The following is a 22,026-nucleotide window of genomic DNA, read 5'->3' as shown; positions in this document are numbered from 1 at the left end:
ATGCCAGTGGTGAAGATCAATGCAATCTCGGTGCCCGCCGGCGCTGGCCCCGAACTGGAAAAACGCTTCGCCCATCGCGCGCACGCGGTGGACAACCAGCCCGGTTTTCTCGGCTTTGAGCTGCTCCGCCCGGTCAAAGGTGAAGACCGCTACTTTGTGGTGACACATTGGGAGTCTGATGAAGCGTTCCAGGCCTGGGCGAACGGGCCCGCGAAAGAAGCCCATGCAGGTGAGCGTGCCAACCCCGTGGCCAGCGGCGCGTCGCTGCTGGAGTTCGAGGTCGTGCTCGGCGTTGCCGGGAACACCCAGGCCAAGTAGGCGGCGCGCGGCGCCGCGCCGGGCTCTGGCGCTGAGCGCCGCCGCCGCTCTGGTCGTGACACTCACGTCCGGCTGCTCCTCCTCACCGACGCCGTCGGCGAATGCGGCGAACGTCGGCCACCGGATCGACACCACCACTCCCCCGGGCCTGCGGGCTCAGCAGACCCTGGACATGCTGAATTCCGAGTGGCCTATCGGCCCGGACGGGGTACGTACCCTGGCCGTTGCCGACCAGGTCGAGTCCGTGGAAGCCACCATGGAGAGCCTGTGGTGGGATCGGCCGTTCACGCTCGAATCGGTGGTCATCGGGGCCAACGTGGCGACGTTGCAGTTGATCTCCTCCTACGGCGCACGCCAAGACGTCCGGATTCATACCGGCGATACCGGCGAAGTCGACCGGTTCGAACTCGACACGCAACCGCCGCCGCCGATCAACACCTGGTCGGACGTGGACGCGGTGCTGGGCAAGACCGGCGCCCGCTACTCCTATCAGGTGGCCAAGGTCAACGACGGTCACTGCGACCGGGTAGCCGGCACCAACACCGCTCAGCCCTTGCCGTTGGCATCGATATTCAAGCTGTATGTCCTGCACGCGGTGGCGACCGCGGTCAAGAACGGCACGGTGTCCTGGGACGACCAGTTGACGGTGACCGCCAAGGGCAAGGCCGTCGGATCGTCTGGCCTCGAATTGGCTGTGGGCGACCACGTTTCGGTGCGCAAGGCCGCCGAGAAGATGATCGCCACCAGTGACAACATGGCCACCGACATGCTGATCGAGCGAGTGGGAACACGCGCCATCGAGCAGGCACTGGCCAGCGCCGGGCACCACGATCCGGCCAGCATGACGCCCTTTCCCACCATGTACGAGTTGTTCTCCATCGGCTGGGGCCAGCCCGATGTGCGCGAGCGGTGGAAGAACGCCTCGCAGCAGGAGCGCGCCACGATGCTGGAGCAGGCGAACTCCACTGACTACAAACCGGACCCCTTCCGCGCCCACACGCCGGCCTCGGCCTACGGCGCCGAGTGGTACGGCAACGCCGAGGACATCTGCCGCGTTCACGTCGCGTTGCAGGCCGACGCCGTCGGCGCGGCGGCACCGGTGCGGCAGATCCTGTCCGCGGTCGCCGGCATCCGGCTGGACGCCGCCGCATGGCCTTACATCGGCGCGAAAGCCGGTGGGCTGCCCGGAGATCTGACGTTCAGCTGGTACGCCGTCGACAAGACCGGACAGCCATGGGTGGTCAGTTTCCAGTTGAACTGGCCGCACGACCACGGGCCGACGGTGACCAGCTGGATGCTCAAGGTCGCACAGCAGGTCTTCGCGCTGGTGGCACCGCGCTGACTACAACCGCACTGTCCAGGCCCCGTCCCGGTGATGCAGGACGGTTTGACTGACGGGTGCGATATCGATGCGCCAGAACGACTTTGGCGGGGCATCCAAGGCGGCCAGGATCGCGGCTCTGATGACCGCGGGGTGAGTGACGGCGACCGTCTTACCCGCGTCGCCGTACTGCGTCAGCCACGTTGCGACCCGGTCGATCAGCTCGACGATGGACTCCCCGCCGTGCGGCGCCAGCCCTGGATCGCTCAGCCATGCGCGAAGCTCGGTGGGCGCAATGTCGTGCAGTGCCCGCCCGCGCCAATTCCCGCAGTCCAGGTCAGCCAGCTGCGGCTCGATGCAGGCGCGCAGACCCAGCAGTTCCGCGGTCTGCCGGGTCCGCACTTCCGGTCCGGCAAGTGCCCGCCCAGCTGTGTGCAGGGGGCCGGCCTGACGACGGCCGGCCGCGCTGAGCGGTTCGTCGTCCGGAAAGCGTCCACCCGCCATCGCGTCGGTCATCGCATGCGAGATGAACGTGAGGCGGGCGCTGGGCCGCGTCACGCCCCGACGACGCTTTGCGCCCTTGTTTGTTCGCGCAGCAGCCGCCTGGCCAGCGCGCCGAAGACCAGACCCAGGCTCGCCCACAGCACCAACTGGGTGCCCAGCGAAACCAGCCTGAACTCATAGAGGTCGGCTGCAGGAAAGCCCGGTGGCACCTCGGCCACGCTTGGCAACGCCAGCATGACGGCAATGACCGCCGCCCCGTAGGCGCCGGCCGCGAGCAGCCTGGCGTTGAACGTACCGAACCGCTCCACTAAGCGCCGCGCCAGCCACCGGGCGGCGATCGCCAGCCCAACCGAAGCCAGCACCATCACCAGGTATTCCAGTGTGCGCGCGCCGATGGTCTCTTCCCGGCCGACGGCGGGTGGGTTCGGTGGGTACTTCAGAAACGGCACCAGATAGACCGCCACGAACGCCGCAGCCGCCAACCTCATCGACAGTTGTTGCGGCGCAACGTGTCCCGATCCGGGGTAGTAGACGCAGAACAGCACCGCGAACAACGCGCCCATCGCGACACCGAAAACCAGCACGCCGAAACCTAATCCGGCGTTGCCCTGGACGCCGCGGGAGAACAGCTCCGCACCGTGCTCGTGCGCACCCTCGAACTCGATGGCGCGGCCTATCACCGGCTCGGCGAACAGCCTTGCGAATACGAATGCCAGCACGGCACCGACCGCACCCGCCAGCACACCGCGCGCTATCAGACGCTTTTCCACGACTGCGGATCAGTGGCAGGGAAAGCCGAGCAAATGCCTTGCGTCGTGGAAGAACTCGTGCACATGGGTGTCGCGGCCGAACAGCGACACGGCACCCTGGTCGATGCCGACGAAGTAGATCGCCAGCAGCGCCAGGAAGGCGGTCGCCGCCAACCAGAGCGCCGCATTGGCCGCCGACAGGTCAACCGCTCCGACCCGCGTCGTCTCAGAACTCGCCACGATCAACTCCTTCTGGGGATCTCGCGTCCCGCGTTGGGCGCTCTCGGGTCAGCTTACGTCTCGAGCTCCCCCTGGTTCCGCCGCCCGTCTACACCAGGCACCCTGTCTCAAAGGCAGCCCGGTGGTCGTCATGGCAAGAGCGGTCACCGAATGGCTCGGTGACCGCTCTCTGCCGCGTCTTCTCAGGCGGGTGCTACGGCGCTTCCCGCCCCTAGCCGGCGCTGGGTGCGCCGGCCTTGGCCAGGTCCGGCTCGGCCGGCGGCTTGCGCGCTCCGGTGAAGGTGAACACCGCGTCCTCACCGCTGCCCTCGCCGTCCCAGTTGTCGACGTCGACGGTGACGATCTGACCCGGGCCGACTTCCTCGAAGAGGATCTTCTCCGACAGCTGGTCCTCGATCTCCCGCTGGATGGTGCGCCGCAGCGGACGGGCACCCAGCACCGGGTCGAAGCCGCGCTTGGCGAGCAGCGACTTGGCCTTGTCGGTCAGCTCCATCGCCATGTCCTTGGCCTTGAGCTGGTTTGCGACGCGGCCGATCATCAGATCGACCATCTGAATGATCTCGTCCTTCGTCAGCTGGTGGAAGACGATGATGTCGTCGATACGGTTGAGGAACTCCGGGCGGAAGTGCTTCTTCAGCTCGTCGTTGACCTTCTGCTTCATCCGCTCGTAGTCGTTCGCGCCACCACCCTGGGTGAAGCCCAGACCCACCGGCTTCGAGATGTCGGATGTGCCCAGGTTGGACGTGAAGATCAGCACCGTGTTCTTGAAGTCGACCGTGCGACCCTGTCCGTCAGTGAGCCGGCCGTCCTCGAGCACCTGCAACAGGCTGTTGTAGATCTCCTGGTGGGCCTTCTCGATCTCGTCGAACAAGACCACGGAGAACGGCTTGCGCCGCACCTTCTCGGTGAGCTGACCACCCTCTTCGTAGCCGACGTAGCCCGGAGGGGCACCAAACAGCCTTGACGCGGTGAAGCGGTCGTGGAACTCGCCCATGTCGATCTGGATGAGCGCGTCGTCATCGCCGAACAGGAAGTTGGCCAGGGCCTTGGACAGTTCGGTCTTACCGACACCGGACGGGCCGGCGAAGATGAACGAGCCCGACGGGCGTTTGGGGTCTTTCAGCCCGGCACGGGTGCGGCGGATCGCCTTGGAGACCGCCTTGACGGCGTCCACCTGGCCGATGATCCGCTTGTGCAGTTCATCCTCCATGCGCAGCAGACGCGTGGTCTCGGCCTCGGTGAGCTTGAACACCGGGATGCCGGTCCAGTTGCCCAGCACCTCAGCGATCTCGTTGTCATCCACCTCGGCGACAACGTCCATGTCGCCTGAGCGCCATTGCTTTTCACGCTCCGCGCGCTGAGCGACCAGTTGCTTCTCCCGGTCCCGCAGGCTGGCGGCCTTTTCGAAGTCCTGAGCGTCGATCGCCGATTCCTTCTCCCGGCGTGCATCGGCGATCTTCTCGTCGAACTCACGCAGGTCTGGCGGTGCGGTCATCCGGCGGATCCGCATCCGGGCGCCGGCCTCGTCGATCAGGTCGATCGCCTTGTCCGGCAGGAACCGGTCGTTGATGTAGCGGTCGGCCAAGGTTGCCGCCGCCACCAGCGCGCCATCGGTGATGGACACCCGGTGGTGGGCCTCGTAGCGGTCGCGCAGGCCCTTGAGGATCTCGATGGTGTGCTCCACCGTCGGCTCGCCCACCTGCACCGGCTGGAAGCGGCGCTCGAGCGCGGCGTCCTTCTCGATGTACTTGCGGTACTCGTCGAGGGTGGTGGCGCCGATTGTCTGCAGCTCGCCGCGGGCCAGCTTGGGCTTGAGGATGCTGGCCGCGTCGATGGCGCCCTCGGCGGCACCCGCACCGACCAGCGTGTGCAGCTCGTCGATGAACAGGATGATGTCGCCGCGGGTGTTGATCTCCTTGAGCACCTTCTTGAGGCGTTCCTCGAAGTCACCGCGGTAGCGGCTGCCCGCGACCAGCGATCCCAGGTCCAGGGTGTAGAGCTGCTTGTCCTTGAGCGTTTCGGGCACCTCGCCGTGCACGATCGCCTGAGCGAGTCCTTCGACCACGGCGGTCTTGCCGACGCCGGGCTCGCCGATCAGCACCGGGTTGTTCTTGGTGCGCCGGGACAGCACCTGCATGACACGCTCGATTTCCTTCTCACGGCCAATGACCGGGTCGAGCTTGCCTTCCATGGCGGCGGCGGTGAGGTTGCGGCCGAACTGGTCGAGCACCAGCGATGTCGACGGGCTGCCTGATTCGCCGCCCCGGCCACCGGTGCCCGCTTCGGCGGCCTCCTTGCCCTGGTAGCCGCTCAGCAGCTGGATCACCTGCTGGCGCACCCGGGTCAGTTCAGCGCCCAGCTTGACCAGCACCTGAGCCGCCACACCCTCGCCCTCACGGATGAGGCCGAGCAGGATGTGCTCGGTGCCGATGTAGTTGTGACCGAGCTGCAAGGCTTCACGCAGGCTCAGCTCCAAGACCTTCTTGGCCCGCGGAGTGAACGGGATGTGCCCGGACGGTGCCTGCTGACCCTGGCCGATGATCTCCTCGACCTGGCTGCGCACGCCCTCCAGCGAGATTCCCAGCGACTCCAGCGACTTGGCCGCGACACCCTCGCCCTCGTGGATCAGACCCAGGAGGATGTGTTCGGTGCCGATGTAATTGTGGTTGAGCATCCGGGCCTCTTCTTGCGCCAGGACGACGACCCTGCGGGCACGGTCGGTAAATCTTTCGAACATCGTCGGTTACCTGCTCTCCCTCACCATTAGGTACTCCGTCTCGGAAAGGCGTTTGCCGGCCGTCGCCGACCTTTTGTCGACGCCGGGCCCGCACCGCGTACCTGCCGTCCACTGTAATGGTCGGCCTGCCGGGGTTCATACCTCGCAGTGCGCAAGCGGTTCCTGGACGTATCCGGTTTAACGAGGAAAAGCGCCAATGCGTTTCCCGGTCTGGGCTCCGATCAGTTCGCCACGAGCGAAAAGCACAAATCCGGCGCCCAGGCTTGGAGCCTGGACGCCGGAAGGTGCGTGCCTAGGTGGCGGCGTGGAACGCGTCGATCACGTCGGCCGGGATACGCCCCCTGGTCGACACGTTGTGCCCGTTGCGACGCGCCCACTCGCGGATCGCGGCACTCTGTTCGCGGTCGATCGCGCCGCGGCCGCGACCCGACCCGGAACGCCCGCGCCGTCTACCGCCGACGCGACGGCCGGCCGCAACCCATTGCTTCAGGTCATTGCGCAGCTTGGTCGCATTCTTACTGGAAAGGTCGATCTCATAGGTCACCCCGTCAAGCCCGAATTCGACCGTTTCGTCGGCGGAGCCGGCACCGTCGAAATCATCGACCAAGGTGACGGTCACTTTCTTCGCCATTGGCTTACCCTCGCGTTTCTTCCCGTGCGGTTACAGATCCAGATTGTATAGACTCCCCACTGACCTAATCTGCCATAGAAACGCAGATTACTCAATCTAGACACAACTTGTGCAGTTCAGTTGGAGTGCGGGCGAACAATCGGGAACAAAACAGTCTCCCTAATTGACAGCCCGGTCAAACACATCAGCAACCGATCGATACCCATTCCCGTTCCCGTACACGGCGGCATCCCGAACTCGAGCGCGGCCAGAAAATCCTCGTCAAGTTGCATCGCCTCATCATCCCCGGCCGCTGCGGCGCGGGCCTGATCGGCAAATCTCTCCCGTTGCACTACCGGGTCGTTTAATTCCGAGTAGCCGGTGGCCAGCTCCATTCCGCGCACGTATAGGTCCCACTTCTCGGTGACCCCGCCGACGCTGCGGTGGTGCCGGGTCAATGGGGTTGTCTCCACCGGAAAGTCCCTGACAAATGTCGGTGCGGTCAACGTGTTGCCGACGGTGTGCTCCCAGAGTTCCTCGACGAGTTTGCCGTGACCAAAGCCACGATTGTCGGGAATCTCCACGTCCAGTTGGGCCGCGATCTCACGTAACCGTTCGACCGTAGTCTCGGGCGTGATCTCTTCTCCCAGAGCTTTGGACAGAGAGGAATACATCTGCAGAGTTGCCCATTCTCCGTCGATGTTGTACACAGTGCCGTCGGGCATCGGGAGTTGCCTGGTGCCGATCGCCTCATCGGCCACCTCTTGAATAAGCTCCCTGGTGACGACCGCCGAATCGTCATAGGTCCCGTACGTCTGGTACGTCTCCAACATCGAGAATTCTGGTGAATGCGTCGAATCGGTTCCTTCGTTCCGGAAGACCCGATTAAGTTCGAAGACCTTGTCGAAACCACCGACGATGCAGCGCTTGAGGAACAGTTCCGGCGCGATCCGCAGGTAAAGGTCGATGTCCAGCGCATTCGAATGAGTGATGAACGGCCGTGCCGCGGCACCGCCGGCGAGCGTCTGCAGGATCGGAGTTTCGACCTCCAGGAACCCGCGTCGCTCCAGTGCATTTCGGATAGCGCGTATTACAGCGATGCGCTGGCGGGCCACCGAACGCGCCTGCGGACGCACAATCAGGTCGACATACCGCTGGCGCACCCGCGCCTCTTCGCTCATCTCTTTATGAGCGACCGGCAGCGGCCGCAGTGACTTGGCGACCATCTGCCAGGAATCGGCCAGGACAGAGAGTTCACCTCGGCGTGAACTGATCACGGTGCCGTGCACGAAGACGATGTCGCCGAGATCGACGTCGGTCTTCCAGGCATCCAGGCTCGCCTGACCAACCCGATCAAGACTGATCATCGCCTGCAGCTGGGCACCGTCGCCGTCCTGCAGTGTCGCAAAGCACAGTTTTCCGGTGTTGCGGGCGAACACCACCCGACCCGCCACACCGACCACATCGTCAGTCGCGGTGTCGACGGGCAAGTCGGGGTGGGCGGCACGAACCTCGGCCAGCGTGTGCGTCCGCTCTATCGCCACCGGGTAGGGATCGTGGCCTTCGGCGAGCAGGCGCGCTCGCTTGTCCCGACGGATCCGGAACTGCTCGGGAACATCCTCGACGGGATCTCGATCGGCGGCACTCACGACGTGCCAGCTTAAATGAGATCGCGCCGTCCCTCAGCGCGCGGTCTTGAGCCGGCCGCGCTGGGCATCGCGGTTTCGTTCGAAAATCAGGCGCAATCCGTGCAGCGTCAGATGCTGGTCGTAGTGCTGCACGCTGTGCAGTTCGGGCAGCAGCAGCGGCGCTGTATGGCCGGTGGCCACCACCGCGACGTCGTCATCAGCGGAGAATCCGGTCACGTCGTCCCTGATCCGGCCCACCAGGCCGTCGACCAATCCGGCAAAGCCGAAGACGGCACCCGACTGCATACATTCAACAGTGTTCTTGCCCACAACGGATCGCGGCCGGGCCAGTTCGACCCGGCGCAGCGCCGCCGAGCGCGCAGCCGCGGCGTCGGAGGACACCTGCACGCCGGGAGCGATGGCACCGCCGAGAAACTCGCCCTTGGCCGACACCACGTCCACACAGATCGACGATCCGAAGTCGACCACAATGGCGGCCTTGCCGAATTTGTGGAAGGCCGCCAAGCAGTTGACGATCCGGTCGGCACCCACCTCTTTCGGGTTGTCCACCAAGAGCGGAATGCCGGTGCGCACCCCCGGCTCGATCAGCACGTGCGGGACCGACGGCCAATATTGGTCCAGCATGACCCGGACCTCGTGCAGCACCGACGGCACGGTGGACAGTCCCGCGGCGCCGGTGAGTCGCTCCGCATCCTCACCGATCAGACCGTCGATGGTGAGCGCCAGCTCGTCCGCAGTGACTTCAGACTCGGTGCGTATCCGCCACTGCTGAACTACTTTCGCGTTCTCCTTGACTCCCGATACCAGGCCGACGACCGTATGGGTGTTGCGGACGTCGATAGCCAGCAGCACGGTTACCGCACACCGATCCGGGGGTCGAGCAACTCGTCCACGCCGTCGGGCACATGCGCGGGGTCGCTGCCCAGGTCGATCTGCTTGTTGTCCGCGTCGACGAATACGATCCGCGGCCGATAGGCGCGCGCTTCCGCGTCCTCCATGGTGCCGTACGCGATCAAGATCACCAGATCACCGGGGTGAACGAGATGCGCTGCGGCACCGTTGATTCCGATCACTCCGCTGCCTCGTTCACCGGTGATCGCGTAGGTGACCAACCGGGCGCCGTTGTCGATGTCGACGATGGTGACCTGTTCGCCCTCCAGCAGGTCCGCGGCGTCCATCAGATCGGCGTCGATGGTCACCGATCCGACGTAGTGCAGGTCGGCCTGGGTGACGGTGGCGCGGTGAATCTTCGACTTCAACATCGTCCGTAACATCAATTCCTCCACTGTGATTGAACGTCCGGCCCACTGCTGGTGCCGGCGAAAGTGCCGATTTGGATTGCCACGTTGTCCAGTAGTCTGGTGGTGCCCAGCCGCGCCGCGATCAACAGCCGGCCGGATCCGCCGGTGGGGACCTGCCCCAGCTCGGTGTCCCGCAGCTGCAGGTAGTCGACCACCAATTCGGGCGTGGCCTGCAGCACCGCGTTCGCCGCGTCCAGCGCCGCCTGCACGCCATAGGTCGCGGCATGCGCACCGGCGCTCAGTGCCGCCGAAAGTGCCACCGCCGCTTCACGTTGCGCCGGGTCGAGGTAACGGTTGCGCGAGGACATCGCCAGCCCATCGCGTTCGCGCACCGTCGGCACCCCCACCACTTGCACGTCGACGTTCAGGTCGGCGACCATCTGCCGGATCAATACCAGCTGCTGATAATCCTTCTCTCCGAAGAACGCCCGGTCCGGCCGCACGATCTGCAGCAGCTTGAGCACGACTGTCAGCACACCGGCGAAATGTGTTGGACGCGCACCACCTTCGAGCTCAGCAGCCAGCGGGCCCGGTTGCACCGTGGTGCGCAGCCCATCGGGATACATCTGCGACGCCGAAGGCGCGAAGACGATTTCGACACCTTCACCCCGCAACAGCTCCACATCCTGGTCGAGGGTGCGCGGGTAGGCGTCGAGATCCTCGCCCGCGCCGAACTGCAGCGGGTTGACGAAGATCGACACCACCACCACCGAACCCGGCACCCGCTTGGCGGCGCGGACCAGCGTCAGGTGACCTTCGTGCAACGCTCCCATGGTCGGCACCAACATGATCCGCCGCCCGGTGTGCCGCAGCGCGCGGGCGACGTCGGTGACGTCGGCCGGCGCCGAGTACATGTTGAGTTCGCCGGGCTTGAACGCAGGCGGCTTCTTGTTGCCGATCATCGCGCCAGCACCTCGACGACGTCATCGGGGGCATGTGCGCGTTGCGCGGTGCGCAGCGCGTTCACCCGGTACGCCTGGGCGAGTTGAGGATCGGCATTCCCGAGTGCGCTCAAGTGCCCGGCCACAGCGGCGGCGTCGCCGCGCGCTACCGGGCCCGTCAGCGCGGCCTGACCGCGCTGCAGTGTGTTCTCCAGCGCCGCGCGGGCCAGTGGGCCGACGATACGCTCGGCGATTCCGCCCGGTTGGTTGTCGACGCGCTGCTGGCCGAGCAACTCGTCCCCCTTGAGCGCGGTCCGCAAGGCCTCGAGGGCATCGGCCAACACGGTCACCAGATGATTGGACGCGTGCGCCAGCGCGGCGTGATAGAGCACGCGGGCGTCCTCACGCACGCAGAACGGCTCCCCGCCCATCTCCAGCACCAACGACTGCCCGATGGCGTATCCGATTTCGTCGGCCGCCGTGACCCCGAAGCAGGTGTCCGCCAGCCGGGCGATGTCTTCGTCTGCGCCGGTGAAGGTCATGGCCGGGTGAATCGCCAGCGGAATGCAACCCTGCCGGGTCAGCGGCTCCAGGACCGCAATGCCGTTGGCGCCGGAGGTGTGCACCACGATGGTGCCGGGCCGCACCGCCGAGGTCGCGGCCAACCCGGCCACCAGACCGGAAAGCTCGCTGTCGGTGACCGCCAGCAACAGCAGCTCAGCACCGGCGGCGACATCTGGCGGCGAGAGCACCGGCGTATCGGGGAGCCGGCGCTGCGCCCGCTGCACAGACGCGCGGGAAATGGCGCTGCACGCCACCACGACGTGGTCGGCGCGCTCCAGCGCAACCCCCAGCGCGGAGCCGACCCGGCCGGCCGAGATGATTCCCACCTTGAGCCTGGCCGGGCGCAATCCGTCGAACTGCTCCATCGCAGACGACCTCACAGATTTCTTTCGTACGTTCCAGTCCCGCTGCGGGGTACCGGACGGTCACTACGACTGTAGTCGATGCGTCAGATCGAGCGCAGCGTGTCAGGCGTCACGCCGGCGCCGACGCCCGCCTCCGCTGGGCTGCACCTGGAATCTCGCTAGCAGGTCGGCGGCCGATTGACCACCGCTCGGGGTGTCGGTGTCTTCCTGAGTCGCAACCGGCTCTTCGGCACTGCGGTGCCGCGGAGCCGGCGGTGCGGGGGCAAGCCGGGGCGGCGCGGGTGGGGCCGGTGGCTCCGGGGTCTGCTCGGGTGAAAGGTCTCGGGGCCGCGAGAGGTTCCCGACGCCGTAATCCCGGTACTCCGCTGAGTGCCTTGACCGCGACCGCCGGCCACCGTATTGCGCGGCGGGCTCGTCGTGAGTGACGCCGACGGCGCCGGGACCTGGCTCGTCAGAGTCGTCCCGGTATCGCCTTCTGCGTCCCTCCGGCTCGACGCGGGGCGCGACTGCCGGGGCATCTGCCGGCGCCCAGTGGCTGCCGGGCGCCCCGGGTGGCAACCACTGCCCCTCGGCGGGTGCCGGCTGCCAGGCCACCGGCTGGGGTTGCGGCTGGGGCGGCGGCGGTTGGAACTGCGGCTGCGGTTGGAACTGTGGCTGTGGCTGTGGTTGGGGTGGTGGCGGCGGCCGGTGTCGCGGCGGGAGAGGTCCGGGGGGCGGCGGCGATTGCGGCGGCGGCGCATACTCCCGGACGTTGACGGGCTGGCGCGGTGGCAGCAACGGTTCCTCGGGCACGTCGATGATCGCGACTTCCTCCTCGCGGGCTTCCGGTTCCTCCGGCTCGTCCTTTCGTACGGCGGTGACCCGGTCGCTGGTCACCCAGTCCGCGGGCGGGCTCTCGCCGTTTCTGACGCCGTTGGCTGACCGATCGGTCAGCGCTCGCGCCGCTTCCCTGTTCAGCGTCTCGAGGGCCGGACGATGTTCGAGGTCGGTGTCGAACAAGATCTCCAAGTTGGTCCGCAATGCCGCCAGCTCGGCCCGTAGCGCCGCGATCTCGTCGGCCGCCTGCGCCCGTATCTCGGCAGCCAGTTCCCGGCGCAACTGCGACTCGACCGTCAACTCGTACTCGCGCCGCGCCGAGATCTCACGGTCCAACTGCAGGTCGTACACCAGCTTCATGTCCCGCGCCCGGGCCTGGTCGGCCTCGGCCTGCCGGCGGTACAGCACCGACACGAAGGCGCCGGCCACGGCGGCCCACAACGCCAGGATCACAGCGAGCTTGAGGAGTTCCACCCGATCGGTGAAAACCAGCGCGGAACTGGCCCCGATCGCCAGGACCAGCAACGTCGTCAAGAGCACCCACCCCGGCCTGCGGCCGCCGCGCCGAACCCGGGCGCCGCGGGACAGAACGGTCATGGCCCCTGACTGTACCCGGGCGAGGTCACTTGGCGTGTCGCGCCAGTCCGGCGATTCTCGACGAGAGCTGTCAGGTGGACCGGGCGGCTACGTCTCGGCCCCCTCGCCGGGCTCGCCCGAGTCCTGCGGAGGCGACTTGCAGCAATGCTGCAGCCACATCGCCGCGATCACCAGAGCCAGTGCGCTGGCCGCGGCCACCACCGCGCCCCCGGTGTCCTCGGCGGCGGCCCGCATCCAGGACCGGCGTGGCAGAAAGTACACCAGGACTCCCAGCCACCAACCCAGCATCACCGCTCCCACCCAAGCCGACGCCTTGGCGACCATCAGGCTGCGCGCCACCGCCAGGGGGTGCAGCCGACCGGGGGCGTCACCGATCTCACCGTCATTGATCTTGGCGCGCACGGTGCGCGCCCACAGGGCTTCCGCGACGGCGACCACCAGCAACGAAACCCCACTCCACACGGTGATCGGCGGAAAGTACCGGTACAGCACGGTGATCAGCAGGTAGCCCAGCAACGCGGCACCGAGCACCACGGCCGTGAGGTCACGTTTGCGCGTTGGGCCCATCAGGCTCCCAGCGCCAGTGCAGTCGGGCGCACCACGTCACCATCCAATTCGGTCAGCAACTCGCGCACCGGCCGGGACAGTTCGGCGGCCGGATCAACGTCCAGCCACGGCACCAACACGAAGGCCCGCAGATGGGCCCGCGGATGCGGCAACGTCAGGTCGCGGTCGTCGACGGTGATCTGGCCCTGTGGTCCGTAACAGACCACCAGGTCGACATCGAGCGTGCGCGGCCCCCAACGGCGTTCTCGCACCCGTCCGGCCGCCTGTTCCATCTCGTGAGCCCGGCGTAGCCAAGCGTGTGGATCGCGGGCCGGGTCCTCGGCAATCAGCACGGCGTTGAGGAACGGCTCCTGCTCCACGCCACCCCACGGGTCGGTCTCGTACACCGGCGAGACCGCAACGACCGCGTCGCCGAGCCCCTCGACGACTGACTGTAGATGGGCCAACCGGTCACCCAGGTTGGAGCCGATGGACAACACCGCTCGTGTCACAGGCGCCGCTCCTCCTCATCGCTTCGCTCTGCATCGTCGCCGGCGGAAGTCACAGCCGCCGCTCCTCCTCATCGCTTCGCTCTGCATCGTCGCCGGCGGAAGTCACAGCCGCCGCTCCTCCTCATCGCTTGTCATACGACCGTGCCCGCCGGGATCACGGAGCCGCGCCCGCCGCGCCGGGACCGCCGGGTCACCACGGCCACGTCGTCGAAGGCTTGCGAGATGGGGGCCTGCGGCTTGTGGACGGTCACCTCGACGGCGTGCACCCGCTCGTCGGTGATGACCCGCTCGGCGATGTCGGCTCCCACCGTTTCGATGAGGTTCCGCGGCGTTCCGCCGACGATGTCGGCCACCAACTGCGCCAACGCTCCGTAGTCGTAGGTGTCGTCCAGCTCATCGCTGGCCGCCGCCCGGGCCAGGTCGATCCACACCGTGATGTCGACGACGAAGTCCTGCCCGTTGCGCCGTTCGTGTTCGAATACGCCGTGGCGTCCGCGAACTTTGAGGCCACGCAATTCAATTCGGTCAGCCACCGGTCGTCGTCCCTTCCGCACCCTGCCACGCCTCGACGACCTTGCGGGCGTCGACCGATGCGCGCACGTCATGCACACGCACCCCCCAAATCCCGTGCAACACCGCCAATGCCGAGATCACCGCTGTCGCGGTCTCGCGGCCGTCAGCCGGCCGCGGCGTACCGTCGGGCCCGGCCAGCAACGTACCGAGGAACCGTTTTCGGGAGGCACCCAGCAAGACGGGGAAGCCGGTGGCCACCAACTCCGGTAGGCCGCGAAGCAGAGCCCAATTGTGTTGTCCCGTCTTGGCGAAACCCAGTCCGGGGTCGATCAGCAGGTTGGCCGGGTCAACGCCGGCCGCTACCGCATCGTCCACACTGGCGAGCAGGTCAGCGCGCACATCGGCCACCACGTCGCGGTATTCCGGCACCCGGTGCGGGTGGTCCGCCGATACCGGCCGCCAGTGCATGAGCACCCAGGGCACACCGGCCTCGGCCAACAGCGGCGCCATGGCCCGGTCGGCACGGCCGCCCGACACGTCGTTGACGAGCTGCGCACCGTTGTCCAGCGCCGCCCGCGCCACCGGCGCGTGCATGGTGTCTATGCTGACCCTGATTCCTTGTGCCGCAAGCTGTTTCACAACGGGGATCACACGCGCGGTTTCCACCTCGGGGGCCACCCGCGTCGCTCCGGGCCTGGTCGATTCTCCCCCGACGTCGACGATGTCGGCACCTGCGGCGGCCAAAGCCAACCCGTGTTCGACGGCGCAGTCCGCATCGAGATAACGCCCGCCATCAGAGAACGAGTCGTCAGTGACGTTGAGCACCCCCATCACCTGCACGGGTGCCGAACTCACTTACGCAAGATGAGATCGAGCGCTTCCGCCCGGGACGCAGCGTCGGTCTTGAACTGGCCGCGCACCGCTGACGTCGTCGTGGTGGCGCCAGGTTTGCGGACGCCGCGCATCGCCATGCACAGATGCTCTGCCTCGACCACGACGATGACCCCACGCGGGTCCAGTTTGTTGACCAGGGCGTCCGCGATCTGGCTGGTGAGTCGCTCCTGGACCTGTGGACGTTTGGCGTAGAGGTCAACCAGCCGGGCGATCTTCGACAGGCCGGTGACCCTGCCGTCCACTCCCGGGATGTAACCGACGTGGGCCACCCCGTGGAAGGCCACCAGATGATGCTCGCACGTGGAGTACATCGGTATCCCTTTGACGAGCACCAATTCATCGTGGTTCTCGTCGAACATGGCGTTGAGCACCGAGGTGGGCTCCGTGTAGAGCCCGGCGAAGATCTCCCGGTAGGCGCGCACCACGCGAGCCGGGGTGTCGCGGAGACCGTGGCGATCAGGATCTTCGCCGAGCGCGATCAGCAGCTCGCGCACCGCAGCCTCGGCGCGTTCCTGGTCGAATGGGCGGGCGCCGGTCTCTCTGGATTCCAGCTGTGTCATCGAACCCTCCGTTGGTCAGCCGTGGGCCGGTGGGTTGGACCGAGTCACATCTTTGTCCCGCTGACCGGAGGGTTCCTCGGCATCAGACTCGTCCGGACCGGTGTAACCGGGCGCGGGTTGGGGCCGGTCGGACGCGGGCGGCGGCCAGCCGGGTGCGTGCCACCCCGCTGGCGCACCGTAGTCGGGCTGGGTGGTGCCGTGCGAACCATTGGCGCCCCGGGCATTCGGGCTGTCGCCGTTGCCCTGTTCGGCTTGGGCCTCCTCGGCGGCCTTGCTGGCACGAGCAATCGCCACCTTGAACGCCGGCTCGGGCACCGGCTGCGGCCACGGCTCGCCGCGCTCGATCGCCAGCTCGCCGGGGGTCTTGATGGGCGGCTTGTCCGACGGAATCCGGCCACCGAAGTCGTCGAACATGGTAAGCCGCGGGCGCTTTTCGACGTCGCCGAAAATGGCCTCCAACTCGGGCCGGTGCAGGGTTTCCTTTTCCAGCAATTCACCGGCCAACGTGTCCAGCACGTCCCGGTATTCGGTGAGGATCTCCCAGGCTTCGGTGTGCGCGGCCTCAATGAGTTTGCGAACCTCTTCGTCGATCTCGCGGGCGACCTCGTGGGAATAGTCGGGCTGGTTGCCCATCGTGCGGCCCAAGAACGGGTCGCCGTGTTCGGTGCCGTACTTGACGGCGCCGAGGCGAGCGCTCATGCCGTATTCGGTGACCATCGCCCGGGCGACCTTGGTGGCCTGCTCGATGTCGGAGACCGCGCCGGTGGTCGGCTCGCGAAACACCAGTTCCTCAGCGGCGCGCCCACCCATCGCGAAGACGAGCTGGGCGATCATCTCCGAGCGGGTCCGCAGGCCCTTGTCCTCTTCCGGCACGGCGACCGCGTGTCCGCCGGTGCGGCCCCGGGCCAGAATGGTCACCTTGTAGACGGGGTCGATGTCCGGCATCGCCCAGGCCGCCAGCGTATGCCCGCCCTCGTGGTAGGCGGTGATCTTCTTCTCCTGCTCGCTGATGATGCGGCCCTTGCGGCGCGGGCCGCCGATGACCCGGTCGACCGCCTCTTCCAGCGCCGCGCCGGTGATCACCGTGCCGTTTTCCCGGGCGGTCAGCAGCGCCGCCTCGTTGACGACGTTGGCCAGGTCGGCGCCGGTCATACCGACGGTCCGCTTGGCGAGCCCGTCCAGGTCGGCGTCGGGGGCGATCGGCTTGCCCTTGGAGTGCACCCGCAGGACCGCCCGGCGCCCCGCGAGGTCCGGGTTGGACACCGGGATCTGGCGGTCGAAGCGTCCGGGCCGCAGCAGGGCGGGGTCCAGGATGTCGGGGCGGTTGGTGGCTGCGATCAGGATGACGCCGGCACGATCGCCGAAGCCGTCCATCTCGACCAGCAGCTGGTTCAGGGTCTGTTCCCGCTCGTCGTGACCACCGCCCAGGCCCGCACCTCGCTGGCGGCCCACGGCGTCGATCTCATCGACGAAGATGATGCAGGGGCTGTTTTGTTTCGCCTGCTCGAAAAGGTCTCTCACCCGCGATGCGCCGACGCCGACGAACATCTCGACGAAGTCGGAGCCGGAGATGGTGAAGAACGGCACGCCCGCTTCGCCCGCGACCGCGCGGGCCAGCAAAGTCTTGCCGGTGCCGGGCGGGCCGTAGAGCAGCACACCCTTGGGGATCTTGGCGCCCAGTGCCTGATAGCGCGTCGGGTTCTGCAGGAAGTCCTTGATCTCGTACAGCTCTTCGACCGCTTCGTCGACGCCGGCGACGTCTGCGAAGGTGGTCTTGGGCATGTCCTTGGACAACTGTTTGGCGCGGGATTTGCCGAAGCCGAAGCCCATCCGGGCGCCGCCCTGCATGCGGGAGAACATCACGAACAGGCCGACCAGCAACAACAGGGGCAGCACGTAGACCAGCAGTTCGCCGATCAGGCTGCCTTCGTTGACGACCGTGCTGACCTTGGCGTTCTTGGCCGTCAGCCCCTTGAGGAGGTCGACCCCGTAGCCCGTCGGGTACTTGGTGATGACCTTGTCGGAGTTCTCGGTGTCGTTGTTGCCCTTTTTCAGGGTCAACCGCAGCTGTTGTTCGCGGTCGTCGATCTGCGCGCTCTTGACGTTGTCGCTGTTGATCTGGGCCATCGCCACCGATGTGTCGACGGGTTTATAACCGCGGGTGTCGTCGCTGAAGTAGAAAAACGACCAGCCGAGCAGCACCACCACGGCGACTGCCGTAACGGTGCGGATCACGTTTTTACGGTTCATCAATCATCGGCCGAGGGGGCCAGGTCCTTCCGATTAACGCAGCTGGAAATGTCCAGGTTACCGCCAGTGGTGACCGCGAGCTCCGGCAGCGCCGGAGCGCAGCGGGTCACCACCCTTGTTCCAGTGGTGACCGCAAGCTCCGGCAGCGCCGGAGCGCAGCGGATCGCGCATGTCTCCTAGTCAACGATCGCGAGTTCCCGACTCATCGACCGTGAAGCCCAGCTTCACGCTCGGCGAAGGAGCTACTCGTAGAAGCGGGCCTCGATCACGTTGCCGTCCGGGTCGGCGAAGTAGTAGCCCTGCGGCGCCCAGCCCCGAGCTCCGAAGCTGTGGTTCAGCCGCGCACTGGTATCCACGCCCTCAGCCTGCAGGCGGCGGTCCAGCTCGTTGTACTCGTCCTTCGTCATGGCCAGGCAGACGTGGTTGACCGGATGTCCCGCACTGCCCTCGACTTTCGTCATCGCCTCGGTGCCCGGCGCACCGTCGGCCGGCAGCAGGTCGATGATGGCGTCGTCGCTGACGCGCACACTGGGGAAAGGTGCCTCACCGGCCTGGAATTCCTCGTATCGGACCGGCGCAAGTCCGACCACCCGGGTGTAGAAATCCATCGCCCTGGCCGGGTTCTTCGTCCAGAGCACCACATGGTCCAGCCGCATGAAGCCATGATGCGCCGCCGAGCGGTCGAGAACCGACAACGCCCCTTCTCAGGCCGGTGGTGTTGTGATTTGGTGAGACGATGGGCGAATCAACCGAACGGTTAGTTGACACCAACGGTGTGCGGTTACGGGTGGTCGAGGCCGGAGACCGAGGTGCGCCCGTCGTCGTGCTCTGTCACGGCTTTCCCGAACTTGCCTACTCCTGGCGACACCAGATCCCGGTGCTCGCCGACGCCGGCTACCACGTGCTCGCACCCGACCAGCGCGGTTACGGCGGCTCGTCATCCCCGGAGGCGATCGACGCCTACGACATCCACCACCTGACCGCCGACATCGTGGGACTGCTCGACGATGTCGGCGCCGAGCGCGCGGCGTGGGTCGGCCACGACTGGGGCGCCATGGTGGTGTGGAACGCGGGCCTGCTGCATCCCGATCGCGTCGCCGCGGTGGCAGCACTGAGCGTTCCCCCGGTGCCGCGCGCCAAGCGGCCGGTTACCGTTGCCTTGCGGCGCACCTTCGGTGAGAACTTCTTCTACATCCTGTATTTCCAGGAACCCGGCGTCGCCGACGCCGAACTGAACGGCGACCCTGCGCGGGTAATGCGCCGAATGATGGGCAGTCTGCAGTTGACGGGCGACCAGGACGCGGCTTTACGGATGGTGGCGCCCGGGCCGGAGGGGTTCATCGACCGGCTTCCGGAACCCGACTCGCTGCCCGACTGGATCAGCCAGGACGAAATCGAGCACTACGTCGCCGAATTCACTCGCACCGGCTTCACCGGCGGGCTCAATTGGTACCGCAACATGGACCGCAACTGGGAGACGACGGCGGAACTCGACGGCGCCAAGATTGCGGTGCCGTGCCTGTTTATCGGCGGCACGGCCGATCCGGTGCTGGCATTCACGCGTAGCGACCGCGCCGCGGAAGTGGTCAGCGGACCCTACCGCGAGCTCATGATCGACGGCGCCGGGCACTGGCTGCAACAGGAACGGCCCGACGAAGTCAACTCGGCCTTGCTGGAATTCCTCGAAGGAGTGGAATGGTGAGCGCACCAATGCGATTCGGCGTCTTCATCACGCCGTTTCATCCGACCGGACAATCTCCGACGGTGGCTCTCGAATACGACATGGAGCGGGTCGTCGCGCTGGACCGCCTGGGTTATGACGAGGCCTGGTTCGGCGAACACCATTCCGGTGGTTACGAATTGATCGCCTGTCCCGAGGTCTTCATCGCGGCCGCTGCCGAACGCACCAAGCACATTCGACTGGGTACCGGCGTGGTATCACTGCCCTATCACCATCCGCTGATGGTGGCCGATCGCTGGGTACTACTGGATCACCTGACCCGGGGCCGCGTCATGTTCGGCACCGGACCCGGCGCGCTGCCCTCCGACGCGTACATGATGGGCATCGACCCGGTTGACCAGCGCCGGATGATGCAGGAATCCCTCGAAGCGATCCTCGCGTTGTTCCGGGCGGCGCCCGAGGAGCGCATCGACCGTCACGCGGAGTGGTTCACCCTGCGCGACGCCCAATTGCACATCCGCCCCTACACCTGGCCCTACCCCGAGATATCCACTGCCGCAATGATTTCACCGTCCGGACCGCGCCTGGCCGGCGCGCTGGGCACGTCGCTGCTGTCGCTGTCGATGTCGGTTCCGGGTGGCTTTGCCGCCCTTGAGAACACCTGGGACGTGGTATGCGAGCAGGCCGCCAAGGCAGGGCGTCCCGAGCCGGACCGCACCGGTTGGCGGGTATTGAGCATCATGCACATCGCCGACACGCGTGATCAGGCGATCGAGGATTGCACCTACGGGCTGATGGATTTCGCCAAGTACTTCGGCGCCGCGGGCTTTGTGCCGTTGTCGAACACCGTCGAAGGCACGCAGTCACCCCGCGAGTTCGTCGAAGATTATGCCGCCAAAGGGAATTGCTGCATCGGCACGCCCGAGGACGCGATCGCCCACATCGAAGACCTGCTGAACCGTTCGGGCGGTTTCGGCACCTTGCTGCTGCTCGGGCACGACTGGGCCTCACCGCAGGCGACCTTCCACTCTTATGATCTGTTCGCCCGCAAGGTCATTCCCTACTTCAAGGGCCAGCTGGAAGCACCGCGCGCCTCCCACGAATGGGCCAAAGACAAGCGTGAGGAGCTGATCGGGCGTGCCGGACAGGCCGTCGTGCAGGCGATCTCCCAGCATGTTGCCGAACACGACGGTACGCCAACCTGATGCGCGCGTCGGTATTGCGCGACGGACGGATGGTCTACCGAGACGACGTGCCGGAACCCGTGCCGGGTCCCGGACAGGTCGTCGTCGCGGTCCGATGCTGCGGGATCTGTGGCTCTGACCTGCATTTCGCAGCGCACGGCGCCGAGGTGGTGGCGCTGAGCAATCAACTGGCCCGCGGTCGGGGTGCGATGGACCTGGATCTCGATCAGGACGTCTTCATGGGTCACGAGTTCAGCGCCGAGGTGCTCGAAGCCGGCCCCGATACCGCAACCCATCCCCCCGGGACCCTGGTCACGTCCATTCCGGTGGTGTTGTCCGACAAGGGGGTTGAACCCATCGTATTCAGCAACACCACGCTCGGGGGCTACGCCGAGCGGATGTTGCTGTCGGCCCGGCTGTTGCTCGCCATCCCCAACGGCCTGGACCCCAGGCATGCCGCCCTGGCCGAACCGATGGCGGTGGGACTGCACGCGGTGAATAAATCCGGCATCGGAGCCGGTGAGACGGCCCTGGTGATCGGCTGCGGGCCGATCGGCATCTCCATCATCGCGTCGCTGCGGGTGCGTGGTGTGGAAAACATTGTGGCGTCCGACTTCTCGCCGAAGCGGCGTGAGCTGGCAGCCAAGATGGGCGCTCACCAGACGGTGGACCCGGCGCAGGGTTCGCCGTTCGACACCGTCAAGACGCGGGTGGTCTTCGAAGCGGTCGGGGTGCCCGGCATCATCGACGACATCATGCAGCGGGCGCGCAACGGCACCCGGGTGGTGGTGGCGGGTGTCTGCATGCAGCCCGACACCGTGCATCCGTTCTTCGCGATCGCCAAGGAGCTCAATTTGCAATTCGTCAACGCCTATACACCAGAGGAATTCGTCGAGGCGTTGCATGCGATCGCCGAGGGCCGCATCGATGTCGCCCCGATGATCACCGGCGAGGTCGATTTGGCCGGCGTAGGTGCCGCTTTCGACGATCTCGCTGATCCGGGGCGACACTGCAAGATCCTGGTCACGCCGTAGAAGGTGCCGCCAATAGCAACGGCGGCGGCAAATAAATTGCCGCCGCCGTCAATGTGTCAGGCTCAGGCCCAGCTGGACCCGACGGCGCTGTCGGTCTGCGCCATGTTGTTGCCGGCCGACTGGACCTTCTGGCCGTGGGTGTTGGCCTGCTCGTAGATCACCTGGAAGTTGCGGCCCAACTGGGCGATGAACTCCTGGCA

23 protein-coding genes and 1 pseudogene are annotated in these 22,026 nt (G+C 66.4%); 5 read left to right on the top strand and 19 right to left on the bottom strand.

All coding sequences use genetic code 11. The annotated features are described in order from the left end of the window. Both mhuD and AWC08_RS14080 read left to right on the top strand, forming a co-directional pair. Positions 1-318 carry a mycobilin-forming heme oxygenase MhuD gene (mhuD, locus tag AWC08_RS14085; protein WP_065132058.1) on the top strand — a complete coding sequence of 106 codons (318 nt, stop codon included), beginning with the start codon at positions 1-3 and terminating at the stop codon, positions 316-318. Next, complete coding sequence (locus AWC08_RS14080) at positions 293-1,660, top strand: serine hydrolase (RefSeq protein WP_069434252.1); 1,368 nt, start codon at positions 293-295, stop codon at positions 1,658-1,660. Before mhuD ends, AWC08_RS14080 begins: the two co-directional genes overlap by 26 nt. Here AWC08_RS14080 and AWC08_RS14075 read toward each other — a convergent pair whose 3' ends face one another. The 18 genes from AWC08_RS14075 to AWC08_RS13990 form a co-directional block, all read right to left on the bottom strand. Further along, on the bottom strand, positions 1,661-2,197 hold the full coding sequence (locus tag AWC08_RS14075; protein WP_264076615.1) for a histidine phosphatase family protein: 537 nt from the start codon (positions 2,195-2,197) through the stop codon (positions 1,661-1,663). Then, positions 2,194-2,913 (bottom strand): CbtA family protein, encoded by a 720-nt coding sequence (locus AWC08_RS14070; RefSeq protein WP_069434253.1) that lies wholly within the window; start codon positions 2,911-2,913, stop codon positions 2,194-2,196. Before AWC08_RS14070 ends, AWC08_RS14075 begins: the two co-directional genes overlap by 4 nt. 9 nt (positions 2,914-2,922) lie before the next feature. Beyond that, positions 2,923-3,132, bottom strand: coding sequence for a CbtB domain-containing protein (locus AWC08_RS14065; RefSeq protein ID WP_065132055.1), 210 nt, complete (start codon positions 3,130-3,132; stop codon positions 2,923-2,925). A 211-nt stretch (positions 3,133-3,343) separates the two neighbouring features. Further along, a complete protein-coding gene (clpC1, locus tag AWC08_RS14060; protein WP_065132054.1) occupies positions 3,344-5,869 on the bottom strand; it encodes an ATP-dependent protease ATP-binding subunit ClpC in 2,526 nt (841 codons plus the stop codon). A 292-nt stretch (positions 5,870-6,161) separates the two neighbouring features. Further along, positions 6,162-6,500 carry a histone-like nucleoid-structuring protein Lsr2 gene (gene lsr2, locus AWC08_RS14055; RefSeq protein WP_055577626.1) on the bottom strand — a complete coding sequence of 113 codons (339 nt, stop codon included), beginning with the start codon at positions 6,498-6,500 and terminating at the stop codon, positions 6,162-6,164. Positions 6,501-6,616: 116 nt separating this feature from the next. Beyond that, positions 6,617-8,128 carry a lysine--tRNA ligase gene (gene lysS, locus AWC08_RS14050; protein WP_069434254.1) on the bottom strand — a complete coding sequence of 504 codons (1,512 nt, stop codon included), beginning with the start codon at positions 8,126-8,128 and terminating at the stop codon, positions 6,617-6,619. 33 nt (positions 8,129-8,161) lie between these two features. Beyond that, the gene (locus tag AWC08_RS14045; RefSeq protein WP_069434255.1) at positions 8,162-8,980 is read right to left on the bottom strand and encodes a type III pantothenate kinase; all 819 of its coding nucleotides are present in this window, start codon (positions 8,978-8,980) and stop codon (positions 8,162-8,164) included. 2 nt (positions 8,981-8,982) lie between these two features. Further along, the gene (gene panD / locus AWC08_RS14040) at positions 8,983-9,402 is read right to left on the bottom strand and encodes an aspartate 1-decarboxylase (RefSeq protein ID WP_065132127.1); all 420 of its coding nucleotides are present in this window, start codon (positions 9,400-9,402) and stop codon (positions 8,983-8,985) included. Next, positions 9,402-10,331, bottom strand: a complete 930-nt coding sequence (gene panC / locus AWC08_RS14035) for a pantoate--beta-alanine ligase (RefSeq protein WP_069434256.1) — start codon at positions 10,329-10,331, stop codon at positions 9,402-9,404. Before panC ends, panD begins: the two co-directional genes overlap by 1 nt. Next, the gene (locus AWC08_RS14030; protein WP_065132050.1) at positions 10,328-11,239 is read right to left on the bottom strand and encodes a Rossmann-like and DUF2520 domain-containing protein; all 912 of its coding nucleotides are present in this window, start codon (positions 11,237-11,239) and stop codon (positions 10,328-10,330) included. Before AWC08_RS14030 ends, panC begins: the two co-directional genes overlap by 4 nt. Before the next feature lie 102 nt (positions 11,240-11,341). Next, positions 11,342-12,652: a DUF6779 domain-containing protein gene (locus AWC08_RS14025; RefSeq protein WP_085087888.1), complete on the bottom strand. Its 1,311-nt coding sequence runs from the start codon at positions 12,650-12,652 to the stop codon at positions 11,342-11,344. Positions 12,653-12,739: 87 nt separating this feature from the next. Beyond that, on the bottom strand, positions 12,740-13,219 hold the full coding sequence (locus tag AWC08_RS14020) for a DUF3180 domain-containing protein (protein WP_065132048.1): 480 nt from the start codon (positions 13,217-13,219) through the stop codon (positions 12,740-12,742). After that, a complete protein-coding gene (folK, locus tag AWC08_RS14015; RefSeq protein WP_065132047.1) occupies positions 13,219-13,710 on the bottom strand; it encodes a 2-amino-4-hydroxy-6-hydroxymethyldihydropteridine diphosphokinase in 492 nt (163 codons plus the stop codon). The genes AWC08_RS14020 and folK overlap by 1 nt, the downstream gene beginning before the upstream one ends. Before the next feature lie 131 nt (positions 13,711-13,841). Then, the gene (folB, locus tag AWC08_RS14010) at positions 13,842-14,243 is read right to left on the bottom strand and encodes a dihydroneopterin aldolase (protein ID WP_065132046.1); all 402 of its coding nucleotides are present in this window, start codon (positions 14,241-14,243) and stop codon (positions 13,842-13,844) included. Continuing rightward, positions 14,236-15,078: a dihydropteroate synthase gene (folP, locus tag AWC08_RS14005; protein ID WP_142283568.1), complete on the bottom strand. Its 843-nt coding sequence runs from the start codon at positions 15,076-15,078 to the stop codon at positions 14,236-14,238. Before folP ends, folB begins: the two co-directional genes overlap by 8 nt. After that, entirely contained in the window at positions 15,075-15,677 is a 603-nt protein-coding gene (gene folE, locus AWC08_RS14000; RefSeq protein ID WP_065132045.1) for a GTP cyclohydrolase I FolE, read from the bottom strand. The genes folP and folE overlap by 4 nt, the downstream gene beginning before the upstream one ends. A 15-nt stretch (positions 15,678-15,692) precedes the next feature. Continuing rightward, positions 15,693-17,927 carry an ATP-dependent zinc metalloprotease FtsH gene (gene ftsH, locus AWC08_RS13995; RefSeq protein WP_065132044.1) on the bottom strand — a complete coding sequence of 745 codons (2,235 nt, stop codon included), beginning with the start codon at positions 17,925-17,927 and terminating at the stop codon, positions 15,693-15,695. Between the two features lie 242 nt (positions 17,928-18,169). Beyond that, a complete protein-coding gene (locus AWC08_RS13990) occupies positions 18,170-18,583 on the bottom strand; it encodes a VOC family protein (RefSeq protein WP_065132125.1) in 414 nt (137 codons plus the stop codon). 80 nt (positions 18,584-18,663) lie between these two features. Here AWC08_RS13990 and AWC08_RS13985 point away from each other — a divergent pair, with 80 nt between their 5' ends. From AWC08_RS13985 to AWC08_RS13975, 3 genes are read left to right on the top strand one after another with little or no spacing between them, the layout of a single operon-like run. Continuing rightward, entirely contained in the window at positions 18,664-19,629 is a 966-nt protein-coding gene (locus AWC08_RS13985; protein ID WP_065132043.1) for an alpha/beta fold hydrolase, read from the top strand. After that, a complete protein-coding gene (locus AWC08_RS13980) occupies positions 19,626-20,813 on the top strand; it encodes an LLM class flavin-dependent oxidoreductase (protein ID WP_142283566.1) in 1,188 nt (395 codons plus the stop codon). The genes AWC08_RS13985 and AWC08_RS13980 overlap by 4 nt, the downstream gene beginning before the upstream one ends. After that, the gene (locus AWC08_RS13975; RefSeq protein ID WP_069435280.1) at positions 20,813-21,826 is read left to right on the top strand and encodes a zinc-binding dehydrogenase; all 1,014 of its coding nucleotides are present in this window, start codon (positions 20,813-20,815) and stop codon (positions 21,824-21,826) included. The genes AWC08_RS13980 and AWC08_RS13975 overlap by 1 nt, the downstream gene beginning before the upstream one ends. A 62-nt stretch (positions 21,827-21,888) precedes the next feature. Here the strand turns inward: AWC08_RS13975 and AWC08_RS13970 are convergent. Next, positions 21,889-22,026: pseudogene (locus tag AWC08_RS13970) on the bottom strand (type VII secretion protein EsxI); the annotation flags it as partial.

Origin of the sequence: Mycobacterium gordonae (assembly GCF_002101675.1) — a bacterium.
GTDB lineage: Bacteria > Actinomycetota > Actinomycetes > Mycobacteriales > Mycobacteriaceae > Mycobacterium > Mycobacterium gordonae.
Note: the sequence above shows the minus strand (reverse complement) of the source record. Positions and strands in the feature narration are given on the sequence as shown.